This window comes from Afipia massiliensis (assembly GCF_014203115.1).
Lineage (GTDB): Bacteria > Pseudomonadota > Alphaproteobacteria > Rhizobiales > Xanthobacteraceae > Afipia > Afipia massiliensis.
On sequence record NZ_JACHIJ010000002.1, the window covers coordinates 457,760 to 470,989 of the forward strand.

The window sequence follows — 13,230 nt, forward strand, 5'->3', positions numbered from 1 at the left end:
CACACGACAACAAAAAGGCCGGTCTCATCGACCGGCCTTTTTTTCACGACCGCATGAGATACGGCCACCGGAGATTCAGCGCAGCCTTCCGCGCGCGACGTCGTAGGTCCAGGAGCGGCGCCCGCTGCTGAAGACCACCCGTCTGAACTGCAAGGCCCTGGCCTGCTCCGGAATCTTCGCTGTCTCGACCAATTGCATGGCCATCTGCCGAGTCATCTGCGGCGACACAAAGCGGACCGTGCTGTTTCCGCGGCCTGAAGCGACGACCTTCATTCCGTCATCCCGCATCCGCTGCCCCATCTCGTGGGCATAAAGTTCACGGTTGGCGACGGCGGCAATCTGAACGGATGGCTGAAGAATTGCGTATTGGATCATGCGCATGGCATTGGCCATATCAAGCGCCGGCGCATTTGCCGGATCTGCAGCGGCGGCCATTTGAAGGCGCAATTCCATGCTCCGGAATGTCGATAGCGATACCGGCGTCTTATTCCTGCTTCGCCTTAAGTTTTCATAACTCGTTTTCAACGCCGTCGCTTCTGCAAGCAGCGCGTCAAGGGCGGCCTTGTTATCGGCAGCTTTTTGCTCCGCCTGGGATAACGGAACTGGTGCTGGAGCGGACGTCGCCTCTGCCGGCTGGACCGGCGCGGCATTGATCGGCTCAGACTTCGACGGAATCGCGCCTGTGGCCTGAGTAGCCGCGTCCTGTTTGTCGGTTTGCGCGGTTTGTGCGCCGGGCGGCAGCGTCGTCGTTTGGTCCAAGGCGAGCCCGCCGGAAACCATGGTGAGCGAGATCAGCGATAAAGCAATGCTCTTGCGTCGCAACACGTTCGCACCCAATCGTTTGGGATCGATGCCAAATATTGATCGACACCTTGCAACGCATCAAGCGGAGTTTTGTTCGGGCAGGCGTGAAATATTTTGCGTTTATGCGCCCTCGATGAAAGAGGCCCGGCGACCTTTCGGTAGCCGGGCCAGTCTAAGACGCAAGTCAGGGAGACCAACGCCGCAGTGCGCTCATTGCAAGATTTCGAAAAGTCCCGCCGCGCCCATCCCGCCACCGATGCACATGGTCACCACGCCGTACTTGGCCTTACGACGGCGGCCCTCAATCAGAACGTGACCGGCCAGACGCGCGCCGGTCATCCCGTAGGGGTGGCCCATCGAGATCGAGCCGCCGTTGACGTTGAGCTTTTCCGGGTCGATCCCCAGCTTATCCCGGCAATAGATGACCTGAACAGCGTAGGCTTCATTCAGTTCCCACAGATCGATATCGTCGATCTTGAGACCGTGCCGCTTCAGAAGACGGGGGATCGCAGCCACCGGGCCGACACCCATCTCATCCGGTTCGACGCCCGCGGCGACAAAACCACGGAAAATGCCAAGCGGCTTGAGCCCCTTCTTTGCGGCGATCTTGTCGCTCATGATGATGCAGGCCGACGCACCGTCCGATAACTGGCTGGCATTACCCGCGCTGATGGTCTTGCCTTCAAACACCGGCTTGATGCTGGCCAGCCCTTCGGCTGTGGTATCCGGGCGCGGTCCCTCATCCTTGGTCAATGTAATGTCCTTGAACGAGACCTGCTTGGTCTCCTTGTCCATCACCGCCATCTTGGTCTTGAATGGCACAATTTCGTCGTTGAACCGGCCGCCCTGAATGGCTGCGCCGGTCCGGCGCTGGCATTCGAGGCTGTATTCGTCCTGCTTGTCGCGAGGAATGTTGTAACGCGCCGCGACAACTTCTGCGGTCTCCAGCATCGACATGTATATATCCGGCTTCATCGCCATCAACTCGTCGTCGACCGTATGAAACCTGTTCATGTGATCGTTCTGCACGAGGCTGATCGACTCAATGCCGCCGCCAATGGCTATCTCTACGCCGTCGAGCATGACAGACCGTGCTGCAACAGCAATCGCCTGAAGGCCGGACGCGCATTGGCGATCGATTGTGGTACCGGCGACAGTCACGGGAAGCCCGGCGCGTATCGCGCCCTTGCGCGCAACATTCATCACCATGGTGCCCTGCTGCATGGCGCAGCCCATCACCACGTCCTCGACCTCGCCCGGCTCGATCCCGGCACGCTTCACCGCCTCAGCCATGACATGGCCCGCCATCGTCGGGCCTTCAGTGTTGTTCAGTGCGCCCCGATATGCCTTGCCGATACCGGTGCGGGCTGTGGAAACAATAACTGCATCTACCATTCGGTGACCTCCGGGATGTGAGCCGACCCAATCAGGTTTGTGCGCGGACTCTGTGTGAATGTCCACATTATATGATAATCATCATTCAATAGAAGCGCACTTGACCTCGGCAAGGCTGCCATGCCGAAAATTCCGCAGTATTGCGATCGAAGGTCAGCTTGCGCGGGCGTAGCGCAGCAGGTGATAGGTCGGGTCGCCGAACTGGATGTTGATCGATGCGATGCGCTTGAAATAGTGACCGACGTTCAGTTCGTCGCTCATGCCCATGCCGCCATGGAGCTGGATCGCCTGTTCGCCGACATAGCGGGCCGCCTCGCCGATCTTCGATTTCGCACCTGAAGCAAGTTTGGAGGCCTGCTCATCCCCTTCAGCTATGGTCAGGTTCAAGTGCTGAGACAGCGACGTCGCCTCCTCCAGGGCAATGAACATGTCCACCATCCGGTGCTGCAGCACCTGGAATGTGCCCAGTGCCACACCGAACTGTTTGCGCGTCTTGGTGTACTCCAGCGTCGCCGCATTCAGTTCGCCCATGGCACCGGTAGCCTCGGCGCACAGCGCTGCGATGGCACGGTCGCGGCACGCTTCCAGAGCCGCAACACCCTTTCCTTCCGCCCCGAGCAGCCGGTTTGAAGGAACGCTGACATCTTTCAAGGTGATTTCAGCCGCACGCCGACCGTCGATGGTCTTGAAGCTTTGCAGATGAAGTCCCGCCGATTGACGATCCATGATGAACAGGCTGACACCGGCATGGTCGCGCGGGCCACCCAGGGTTCGGGCCGATACAATCAGCTTGTCAGCCCATGGCGCGCCGATCACCGCGGCCTTCACGCCGTTCAGAACATATGTGTCACCACTGCGCTTCGCGGTCGTCGAAACATTGTTGAGATCATAGCGCGACTTTCCCTCGGTCCAAGCCAGCGCCCAGATCGCCTCACCCGCCATGATCGGCGGCAGAAATTCGTCGCGCTGCGCGTCGGACCCTGCGTGTTCGATCAACCCGCCTGCCAGCACGACGGTCTCGAAGAAGGGCTCGACAACGAGATGCCGACCGAACTCCTGCATCACGATCATCGTCGCCAGTGGTCCCCCGCCCAGACCGCCGGCTGCTTCGGCAAACGGAGCCGCCAGCAAACCGAGTTCTGCGAAGGCGCTCCAGTGCTTTCTGCTCCAGCCCTCTTCCGTCGCGATGATCTTGCGGCGCGTGTCGAAATCGTACTGATCACGCAGCAGCTTCTGAATGCTGCTGCGCAGGAGTTCCTGTTCTTCCGTAAACTCAATATCCACCGGATGCCTCGTGCGATGCGATTACAGACCAAGCACCGCTTTTGCGATGATGTTGCGCTGGATCTCGTTCGATCCGCCGTAAATGCTGAGCTTGCGCGAATTCAGGTACTTCTCCGGCGCGGTGTGACCATCGTCCGGCCCCGGCATGAAGATATTGGCGCTGACCGGATGCTCGCGAAGCGCGAGACCGTAGTTACCGATGGCCCTGTGCGTCAGATCAGTGATGCGCTGGAAGATCTCCGTGCCCCTGATCTTGAACAGCGATGCAGCCGGCCCCGGATTGATCCCGCGTGACATCTGCGCGACCACGCGAAGTTCGGTGGCCTCAAGCGCGAGAACGTCGAGTTCGACGCGAGCGATGTCCTTGGTGAATTCGCCGAAGGCTGAATCGTCTTCGCCGATCTCGGTCTTCACGATCTTCTTGAGCTTATTCAGGTAGCGGGTCGAACGGCCGATGCCGGCCATGCTGGTGCGCTCATTGCCGAGCAGGAACTTCGCGTAGGTCCAGCCCTTGTTCTCTTCGCCGATCAGGTTCTCGACCGGTACACGCACGTTCTCGAGGAAAACATCGTTGACCTCGTGCGAGCCGTCGATGGTGATGATCGGGCGAACGGTGACTCCCGGTGTCTTCATGTCGATGAGCAGGAAGGAAATGCCCGACTGCGGCTTGGCGCTGGGATCAGTGCGAACCAGGCAGAAGATCCAGTCGGCGTGCTGAGCCAGCGTGGTCCAGGTCTTGTGACCATTGACAATGTAATGGTCACCCTCACGCACCGCCTTGGTGCGGACCGACGCAAGATCAGAACCCGAGCCCGGCTCCGAGTAACCCTGGCACCACCAGTCCTCGCCCGACAGAATACGCGGCAAGAACTTCCGCTTCTGCTCGTCGCTGCCGTAAGTGTAGATAACCGGCCCCACCATCGTGACGCTGAACGCGAGCGGCGGCAGCGTACCGGCGCGCGTGGTTTCCTGCTCCCAGATAAAGCGCTGGGTGATCGACCAGCCGGGTCCGCCATACTCCTTCGGCCACAACGGCGCGATCCATCCCTTCTTGTGGAGAATTTTGTGCCAGAGCATCGACTGCTCCTTGGTCAGATCCGTTTCCGGGTTCGGCACACGCATTTCCTGCGGATAGTTTTCCGCGATAAACGCCCTCACCTCATCCCGGAACGCCGCATCCGCGCTGGATAGCTTCAGCTCCATCGGACAGCTCCCGTTACCACTTCTCGCCGAAGGGGCGGATTTCGGTTTCGAACGTCCAGGCGTCCCGTGGCTGCTGATAGAGCTGCCAATAGGTTTCAGCGACAGCCGCGGGACGCATCAGGCGATTTGGATCGAGGTTCTCGATCGCTTCCTTGCCTTCGCGGTTGGCAATCAGTTGGCGCACCCATTCGGTATCGACGCTGGAATCGATGATGAGATGCGCGACATGGATGTTCTTCGGTCCAAGCTCGCGTGCTATCGACTGCGCGACGGCACGCAGACCGAACTTTGCGCTGGCGAAGGCGGCGAAACCCGACCCGCCACGCAAGCTCGCGGTTGCCCCGGTAAAGAAGATAGCTCCCTTGCCACGCGGCAGCATCACGCGGGCGGCTTCGCGCCCTGCGAGGAATCCGGAATAGCAGGCCATTTCCCAGACCTTCCGGAAAACGCGTTCCGTCGTATCGAGAATCGGGAAATTGACGTTCGCGCCGATGTTGAAAATGCACGCTTCAAGCGGCGCATGTTTATCGGCATCGGAGATGAATGAAATCATCTCCTCTTCCTTGCGCGCATCGAGCGAGCGAGCGAATACCGTACCGCCTGCGGCCTCGATCTCCTTGACGAGGGGGACGAGTTTCTCGCCTTGACGTCGACCCGCAAAGACAGTGAACCCCTCCGATGCAAATTTCTTGGCGATCTCGCCGCCGATGAAATCACCGGCACCGATCACGGCCACGGTCGCGTTTCGTTTCTGCAAGGCTTCCTCCTAGATGTGAGATTCCGAAAATTGCGACCAGTCTCGCGCTCGACCGCGCGAACGCTCGCGTCACGTATTGCGAATGGATTCCGCGAGCTTGTGCTTGAGAATTTTACCTGTGGATGTCGCGGGCAACGCCTCAAGCACGATGATCTGAGACGGCCGCTTGTACGATGTGAGCTGCGGGCTGACATATGCCATCAGCTCGGAGGGCGTAACCTTGGAGCTATTCAGCAGCTGGACAAACGCGACGACCTCCTCGTTGCCATCGACCGGGCGCCCAACCACAGCGGACTGAACAACGGCGTCGTGCGAGTTGAGTACCGCCTCGACCTCAGCGGGATACACGTTGAAGCCGGAGCGGATGATCATTTCCTTGCTACGGCCTACAATAAACAGCGCACCTCCCTCTAAGCGGGCGAGATCGCCCGTGAGGAACCAGCCGTCTGCATCGATGGATTTGGCAGTCAGATCGGGCGCTCGATAGTATCCCAGCATGACGTTGCGGCCACGCACGTGCAACTCACCCACCGATCCATCGGTGATGATCTTGCCGTCACGGCCGACGATGCGGCTCTCAACACCCGGCATCACCGCGCCGACAGACTGGTCTGTTCGTGGTGATTCCAGCCGCACACCGGAAATGCCGGGCGATGTCTCAGTGATCCCGTAGGCGTTCAGGAGCGGGATACCAAGCTCTGCCTCGACCCGAGTTTTCAGATCGAGGTCGAGCGGCGCACCAGCCACGGCAATCAATCTCAGCGAGCCCCTGTCCAGCTTCGAGAGGCCCGCGACTTGTTTGTACTCGAGCAGGCGCTGATAAGTCGCCGGAACACCGTTGACGGTCGTAATTCCCTCTTCCGCAATGTGCCTGGCAAACGCCGCCGGGTCATACTTGCTGACGAGCCGCGCTGTGGCACCCGTCAATAGCGTCATCACGATGAGCGACACACCGACAATGTGCGTCATCGGCAGCACAACGTAGACTTTGTCCTTGCTGGTCATGTTCCTGAGCAGCGCGGTGCCCTTCGCGCTGAACAACAGATTTCCGTGAGTCAGCATCACGCCCTTGGGCGTGCCCGTGGTGCCCGAAGTGTAGATAAGGACGGCGACCTGCCTGGTGGAGTCGGCGTGAACCGGCTCGGGTTCGGTGGCTTCGTTCAGCGCGGTCATGCCGATGCCGGCAAGAGGGCCAACATCTTTGACGATGGCGTCGAGACGGGCCGCGTGGGCTGCGGCCTCGGCGGAAACCTTTGTCGTGAAGAACATGCGGCGCGTGCCGCTATGATCGCGAATCTGATCCAGTTCCCGCGGCGACAGTCTGGGATTGGCGACGATCACCCAAGCGTCCAGCCGGCTTGCAGCCAGCATCAGACACGCCATCTCGGTGCAATTTTCGCTAACGAGCATCATGCGATCGCCGGGCCGTACACCGAGCGACTGCAAGGCAGATGCCGTCGATTCAACTGCATCTGCCAGTTGACGGTAAGACCACGTTCGCGAATCGTCGATCAAAGCCGGATAATCCGGCGTCTGCGCAACTGCGCGGTCCATCGCCTGATGCAACCGCTCCGGCAGACCATGCAGGATCTCATGAATTTCGCTATCGCCGACTTCGTCCGCTGCGCTGTCCAATTCAACCTCCCCGGCAATGTCCGGCCGCTTCACGGGGCGGCCTTTCGACCGGCGCAAAGTAACGTTCTTTTTTAGAACTAGTCAATCGCATTGGTGCAATGCACAGAAATTAAACTCTCCGAAGATCATTCTCGCATCATGCTCAGTGCCAAATTGCGGCAATTGCCGTTTACAACACACCTTAAGGCGGCTATGAGAGAAAGTACCAAATAAGAACTATATATGGAGGTTGGCGTGGCTCAAGGTGGCGTTGTTTTGCTGGTTGGTGCGGGCGACGCCATCGGCGCGGCGGTCGCGCGGCGATTTGCCAGAGGCGGATACAAGGTCTGTGTCGCGCGCCGCGAAGCAGTCAAATCCCAGGGCCTCGTCGACGAAATGAAGGCGGAAGGATGTGAGGTTCACGCTATCAGCGTTGACGCCCGTCAGGAAGCCGATGTGCAGGCCATGTTTGCGCGCATCGAGAAGGAAATCGGCCCGATCGAGGTCTGCCTGTTTAACGCAGGATCCAACGTCAACAAGCCGCTGCTTGAAACCACCGAGAAGCTTTTCTTCAAGGCATGGGAACTCGCCTGCTACGGCGGATTCTTGGTTGGACGCGAAGCGGCGAAATACATGATGCAACGCGGACGCGGCACCATTCTGTTCACAGGCGCCACTGCGAGCGTGCGTGGCGGAAAGGGCTTTGCAGCCTTCGCGTCAGCGAAGTTTGCGCTGCGCGCCGTGGCCCAGTCGATGGCCAGAGAACTCGGGCCTAAGAACATTCACGTCGTTCACCTGCTGATTGACGCCGCCGTCGATAGCGAGGCGATCCATCAGCGCATGAAGGCCGCGAAGGGTATCGACGCCGGCGATATTCCCGCCGACAGCTTGACCAAGACGGATTCCATTGCGGACGCATATTGGTTCGCACATCAACAGAAGCGCGACGGCTGGACTCACGAACTCGATCTGCGTCCCTCCGTGGAGACCTGGTGATATGGCGAGCGCCCCGAACCTCACCCTCTGGGGCGTCGGAACCAGCCGGACCGTCAGGCCACACTGGGCACTGGCAGAATTGGGGCTGAAGTACGAAACCTACGCCATCGGTCCCCGCACCGGCGAAACCAAGACTGCAGAGTACACCAAGCTCAATCCACGCCAGAAGGTCCCGCTGCTGCAGGATGGCGATTTCGCCATCGGCGAAAGCGCGGCGATTGTCGCGTATCTGTCGCAGACCTATTCAACACCCGACAAATCGCTGATTCCCGAGGAGAAGCAGCAATACGCCAAGTGGCTCGAGTGGTGTTTCTTCATCGTCACGGAACTTGATTCCACCAGCCTGTATGTGATGCGCCGGCACAGCGCCAATGCGCTCGGGCCGATTTACGGCGTTGCACCCGAAGTCGTCGCCAAGGCCGGAGAATACTTTCGCGAGCAGTTGCGCCACGTCGAGGTCGCACTCGACGACGGACGAACCTTTCTGATGGGCGATCAATTCACCAGCGCAGACATTCTGCTGACGACATGTCTCGAATGGGCAATCGCCTACGGCGTCGGCATCTGCGACAACGCTCATCCGTACCTCGAGCGCATCAAGACACGTCCGGGCTATGTGCGCGGTACCGCCGCGAATGTCCCGCCTGCCCCCGGAGAGCCAGTCAGGCGGCCGGCCTGACATTTGAAGTCATTACAAAAGAGGCCGACAAAAATGTCGGCCTCTTTTCGTTAGCTTGCAATCCTGACCGCCTTAGCCGCAACCATGCTGTCGATAGCTGCATCGGCATAGCCGAGGTCACGCAACACCGCGCGTGAGTGTTCGCCGACGCGCGGCGCCGGACCGCCGATCACCGCCTCATTGATCTCGAACCGGGCCGCCGGCTTCGGCTGACGCACCCGGCCAACTGTCGGCTGCTCGAATTCCTCAATCAGGCCGCGTGCAACCACCTGCTCATTCTGGATGATCTCGCCACGGCGCAGGATCGGCGCGCACGGTACATCGGCTGCATCGAGCCGCTCCAGCCACTCGGCCGTGGTGCGCTGACCAATGTATTCCTGCATCTTGTTGATGCGCGCAGTCGCATTCTGGTTGCGTTTGGTTGGGGTGGCAAAGCGCTCGTCCTTTGCCAGTTCCGGATCACCTGAAGCCTTGCAGAAGCCCTGCCACTCGGAGTCCGAAATGGTGCCGCAGGTCATGTAGCCATCAAGCGTCTTGAACACGAGATCGGGGCGGTCGTTGGGATCGCCCGCAGCTACTTCCGCGCCCACCACCGTGTACTGCATCATGCCTTCCGGCCACAGATACGAAATCATGGTGTCGAGCATCGCAACCTGGATGTGATCGCCCTTCCCGGTCTTCTCGCGGGCATAGAGCGCCGACGATACCGCCTGCGCGGTAAACACCGCCGTGGTTTTGTCCGCGACAATCGTGCGGATCATCTGCGGACGGTTGGTCACCGGCTGCGACTGGATGTCCGCGAACCCGGACAAGCCCTGAATGATGGGATCGTAGACCCGTTTCTTCACGTAAGGTCCGCTGTCGCCAACACCGCTAATCGAGACATAGATCAGACGCGGATGTTTCTTGCGCAATTCCTCAGGCCCGAGTCCGAGCCGGTCCATCGCACCCGGGCGGAAATTCTGCACCAGCACGTCGCTCTGCGCGACCAGCTTCGCCAGCACCTCGCGCCCGATGTCGCTTTTCATATCGATGGACAGCGAACGCTTGCCCCGGTTCGACGAAATGAACAGCGCGGAGAACTCGCCGGCCTTGTCGATAATTGCGCGGCTACGGCGGGTGATATCGCCACCGATCGGCTCGATCTTCAGGACATCCGCGCCCTGGTCCGCGAGAAACATTGTCGCAAATGGACCGGACACCACGCCGGTCAAATCCAGCACGCGCACGCCACTCAAAGGACCGGACATCTGTTTCTTCCCTATATGAAGTCGCGGAAGGCCCTGCTGCTCGCCTCGCCCGCTGCATTCAGAAGAAGTCTTTCAGTGAAAGACCTGTGGTCTTAGGCGGATTTGGCCTTCGCCGCGCCAAGCTGCTCGACAATTGAGTCCTCGACATTGCGAAGCTGGTCCTTGCCGAAGAACATTTCCGTGCCGACGAAGAAAGTCGGTGAGCCGAACGCGCCGCGGTTCACCGCATCGGTCGTGACGTCGATCAGCTTTTTCTTCACATCGTCCTGTTGCGCACGCGCAATCAGCTTGTCGATATCGATGCCGGATGAAATGAACGCCTGGCGGAAGGTTTCCACGTCGTCCATTTTCTTCGGCTCTTCCCACATGTGATGATAGGCGGCGCGGAAGTATGGCTCGAATACGTTTTCGAATTGGGCTGCGACTGCGCCCCGCATCAACATCAGCGTGTTGACCGGGAAAAACGGATTCTGCTTGAACTTGGTGATGTTGTGCCGGCGGATGAAACGCTGGGTTTCCAGCGCGTTGTACTCCGGCTTGTTCTTGATGCCGCGCAGCGAATCGAACGGCGACATGTTGTTGGTCGCCTTGTAGATGCCTCCGAGAAGCACTGGGACATAGTCGAACTTGACGCCGGTGCGCTTTTCGATACCCGGAATCGCATATTCTGCCAGATAGGCGTTGGGGCTACCGAAATCGAACTGAAACTCGACCTTCAAGGGACTGGCCACCGCGCTTCTCCTCTGTAATTTTCTGTCTGGCGTACACTCTTGTCCGGCGCATTTTCAGACCGCCGACGTTGTCCGGAGCGTTGGCCATTCATAGGGTTCTAAAATTGAACTGTCAATTCGAACCGCCCGGATGCACCAATTTTGCCCAGAAAAGCCTGGAATAGGACTTTTGTCCAACTCAGTGCCTATTTAGAATGGTATCCGGGCCAGCTATAAAGATATCTGACGATCTGCCTGATTTGCGAACCGGAGACGACCATGAGATGGGACGAACTTGAGGAAGAGCCATGTTCCATGGCCCGCACCATCGGGGTCATTGGTGATCGCTGGAGTCTGCTGATCCTGCGGGAATGCTTCCTGCGGACCCGCCGCTTCGAGGCCTTCCAGTCCGCCCTCGGTATTACCCGTCATCTCCTGGCCGAACGCCTGAAAAAACTGGTCCGCCTCGGCGTGCTCCGCCGTGTTGCCTATCAGGAGTCGCCCAAGCGGCATGAGTATATCCTGACCCAGAAGGGGCTCGACCTCTACCCGATCATGATGGCGATCGTTCACTGGGGCGACATCCACATGGTGGATGAACGCGGTCGCCCGCTGCTTCACGAACATCAGAAGTGCGGGCATCACTTCAATCCGGTCATGACCTGTTCCGAATGCGGCGAGCCGTTGCTGGCAAAGGAAGTCCACGTCCACCCCGGCCCGGGAGCGCGCCCGAAGCCTGTGCCGCCGAAGCCGGTTAAGACTGCCAAGGCTAAGCCCGCGCGTTCGAAGGCCCGCGCCGCGTAACCGCGAAACAGCCGCAAATCCTTAGCGGACCATGATTGAAGAAACCTGCTCGGCCAGCCCGCGCACGTCAGCGCGCCGTGTTTGGCGGAACGAGGAGCGCGGCAATCCGCGCCGGAACGCCCGCCATTCCCCACAGCTTCGGTTGGACAACGAAATCGAAGGTGACGGCGCCCGGCGCCGTTGCCGCGATCTGCTTTAACCAGAGGAGGCATGTTTCCTCGTCAGGCAGACACATGGTCGCCCACCCCTCACGTAACGCCGCCTCGGACGGCATTTGCCAGACGTATTGCTGGTTAAATGGCACGGCGAAGGCCGGGTGGTCCGGAGAGTAGAACCCCATAGCCATCGCCAGCTTGTCGCCGCTGACAGCCTTCAGGGGGCTTGGCGATAGCTGCCGCCAGCGTTGCATGACCTCTGCCGTAGCGCGGCTGTAGTAGTTGCGCCCCTCGCGGAAGGGATGGCCGTTCCGATAGTACGCATGCGCGGGAGCAAGCAGAACCGCCACCACGGTGACGGCAAGGACGCCTGCCGCCAGCCTTCGCGTCTCCTTCCGATCCACTGAAAACCGAGCAACACAGACGGCGACCAGCACGAACGCAAATAGCCCGGGCGACGCCCAGACAGCGGTCAGCGAATTTCTGAGCAGGAGACTGACGACCGGCGGGACAATGATTGCCCCTATGGCGATCAACAGCAGCAGAAGAAGACCGGGATCCATCGGCCTGAAGCCCCTGAGATAGTCCCCTGCCCGTGTGCGGATCATAACGGCCCATACGAGCCCCGGCAGGGTCAGGGTGGCCGCCAGCCCGAGCAGGAAGGTCAAGCCCGACAGAAAGGCCCGCCCCGTGGTCAGGCCGCCGTGGGTCGCCAGCGCGTAGCCGAGGGGGCTGGTCCCGGATGTCAGCATCCAATGGACATGTGGGGTCAGCAGCAACAGTCCGGCCGCTGCGGAAATCCATGGGGCGGCCGAGGTCAAATAGGCCCGGCGCGCGGGATGCAAGACGGCTGCAAAGATGAACCCGACGATCAGAAATGCAGAATAGTACTTTCCGAGGATCGCCAGAGCACCGGCCAATCCAGCAGCAGCCGCCCACCCGGCACTGCGGGTCTCGAACGATCTCAGGAAAAAATAGATCGCAAGCGGCCAGACCGCGAACAGCACCGAGTTCGCGTTAAAGCGCTGCGCCTGGAATTGATAGATCGGCAGCAGCATCAGCAGCAGCAGGACAATCGCGCGCTTGTCGCCTTTCGTGAACCGGCGCGTCGTGAGATCGATGATCCAGAGCGCCAGGGCTGAATTCGCCATGGCCAGAAGATGAAAGGACCAATCGGCGACCGGAAAAACCAGCGTCCAGGCGTGCGTCACCCAGCCCATCAGTGGTGGATGCTTGGCGCCACCCCAGTCCAGCGTCTGCCCGATCGTCCATGCCTCGATAACGTCGGGATGCAGATCCCCGTTCAGGTAGGCAATTGCGAGGAACGCGGTCCATAGCGTCACAAAGACCGCGAGCAGAACCGGGATGCCCCAGCCGTCCTCCACACCATCGAGCCACGTATCAAGAAACGAGGCCATGGCGGCGGCATCTCACCAGTTGTGACGTAAGGTCTAGCCCTATCCGACTATTCCCGGCAGGGTCAATCCTGCCAAGATACCGCAGCATCTATCCCTCCGGTTTCCAACCCGGTAGTTCGGCTTGCTATAATTGCACACGTGCCGCAGAGCGAATCTCCCGG

Annotated in this window: 12 protein-coding genes; 3 read left to right on the forward strand and 9 right to left on the reverse strand. The window is 59.8% G+C overall.

All coding sequences use genetic code 11. The features are described from left to right. Positions 1-75 precede the first annotated feature (75 nt). The 6 genes from HNQ36_RS07000 to HNQ36_RS07025 form a co-directional block, all read right to left on the reverse strand. Positions 76-825, reverse strand: coding sequence for a hypothetical protein (locus tag HNQ36_RS07000; RefSeq protein ID WP_347339947.1), 750 nt, complete (start codon positions 823-825; stop codon positions 76-78). Positions 826-1,014: 189 nt separating this feature from the next. Next, positions 1,015-2,199 carry an acetyl-CoA C-acyltransferase gene (locus HNQ36_RS07005; protein ID WP_184083366.1) on the reverse strand — a complete coding sequence of 395 codons (1,185 nt, stop codon included), beginning with the start codon at positions 2,197-2,199 and terminating at the stop codon, positions 1,015-1,017. 153 nt (positions 2,200-2,352) lie between these two features. Continuing rightward, complete coding sequence (locus HNQ36_RS07010; protein WP_184083368.1) at positions 2,353-3,483, reverse strand: acyl-CoA dehydrogenase family protein; 1,131 nt, start codon at positions 3,481-3,483, stop codon at positions 2,353-2,355. Between the two features lie 21 nt (positions 3,484-3,504). Next, positions 3,505-4,686, reverse strand: coding sequence for an acyl-CoA dehydrogenase family protein (locus HNQ36_RS07015; protein ID WP_184083370.1), 1,182 nt, complete (start codon positions 4,684-4,686; stop codon positions 3,505-3,507). Positions 4,687-4,699: 13 nt separating this feature from the next. Further along, a complete protein-coding gene (locus HNQ36_RS07020; RefSeq protein WP_046826624.1) occupies positions 4,700-5,443 on the reverse strand; it encodes an SDR family NAD(P)-dependent oxidoreductase in 744 nt (247 codons plus the stop codon). A gap of 69 nt (positions 5,444-5,512) precedes the next feature. Then, positions 5,513-7,078: a class I adenylate-forming enzyme family protein gene (locus tag HNQ36_RS07025; protein ID WP_347339948.1), complete on the reverse strand. Its 1,566-nt coding sequence runs from the start codon at positions 7,076-7,078 to the stop codon at positions 5,513-5,515. 222 nt (positions 7,079-7,300) lie between these two features. Between HNQ36_RS07025 and HNQ36_RS07030 the strand changes: the two genes are divergently transcribed. Continuing rightward, positions 7,301-8,053: an SDR family NAD(P)-dependent oxidoreductase gene (locus tag HNQ36_RS07030; RefSeq protein ID WP_184083372.1), complete on the forward strand. Its 753-nt coding sequence runs from the start codon at positions 7,301-7,303 to the stop codon at positions 8,051-8,053. Between the two features lies 1 nt (position 8,054). Then, positions 8,055-8,732, forward strand: coding sequence for a glutathione S-transferase family protein (locus HNQ36_RS07035; protein ID WP_184083374.1), 678 nt, complete (start codon positions 8,055-8,057; stop codon positions 8,730-8,732). A 50-nt stretch (positions 8,733-8,782) separates the two neighbouring features. On the opposite strand, the gene HNQ36_RS07040 is transcribed toward HNQ36_RS07035, so the two are convergent. Beyond that, entirely contained in the window at positions 8,783-9,982 is a 1,200-nt protein-coding gene (locus HNQ36_RS07040) for a CaiB/BaiF CoA transferase family protein (RefSeq protein WP_184083376.1), read from the reverse strand. Positions 9,983-10,074: 92 nt separating this feature from the next. Continuing rightward, positions 10,075-10,713, reverse strand: a complete 639-nt coding sequence (locus HNQ36_RS07045) for a DsbA family protein (protein WP_184083378.1) — start codon at positions 10,711-10,713, stop codon at positions 10,075-10,077. Between the two features lie 258 nt (positions 10,714-10,971). Between HNQ36_RS07045 and HNQ36_RS07050 the strand changes: the two genes are divergently transcribed. Next, complete coding sequence (locus HNQ36_RS07050; RefSeq protein ID WP_184083380.1) at positions 10,972-11,496, forward strand: winged helix-turn-helix transcriptional regulator; 525 nt, start codon at positions 10,972-10,974, stop codon at positions 11,494-11,496. A gap of 67 nt (positions 11,497-11,563) precedes the next feature. Here the strand turns inward: HNQ36_RS07050 and HNQ36_RS07055 are convergent, their stop codons facing one another. Beyond that, positions 11,564-13,069 (reverse strand): glycosyltransferase family 39 protein, encoded by a 1,506-nt coding sequence (locus HNQ36_RS07055; protein WP_184083382.1) that lies wholly within the window; start codon positions 13,067-13,069, stop codon positions 11,564-11,566. Positions 13,070-13,230 lie beyond the last annotated feature (161 nt).

Coding starts and splice junctions, on each gene's coding strand:
- HNQ36_RS07050 (WP_184083380.1), top strand. CDS start 10,972: ATGAGATGGGACGAACTTGAGGAAGAGCCATGTTCCATGGCCCGCACC.
- HNQ36_RS07055 (WP_184083382.1), bottom strand. CDS start 13,069: ATGGCCTCGTTTCTTGATACGTGGCTCGATGGTGTGGAGGACGGCTGG.
- HNQ36_RS07005 (WP_184083366.1), bottom strand. CDS start 2,199: ATGGTAGATGCAGTTATTGTTTCCACAGCCCGCACCGGTATCGGCAAG.
- HNQ36_RS07030 (WP_184083372.1), top strand. CDS start 7,301: ATGGAGGTTGGCGTGGCTCAAGGTGGCGTTGTTTTGCTGGTTGGTGCG.
- HNQ36_RS07040 (WP_184083376.1), bottom strand. CDS start 9,982: ATGTCCGGTCCTTTGAGTGGCGTGCGCGTGCTGGATTTGACCGGCGTG.
- HNQ36_RS07015 (WP_184083370.1), bottom strand. CDS start 4,686: ATGGAGCTGAAGCTATCCAGCGCGGATGCGGCGTTCCGGGATGAGGTG.
- HNQ36_RS07035 (WP_184083374.1), top strand. CDS start 8,055: ATGGCGAGCGCCCCGAACCTCACCCTCTGGGGCGTCGGAACCAGCCGG.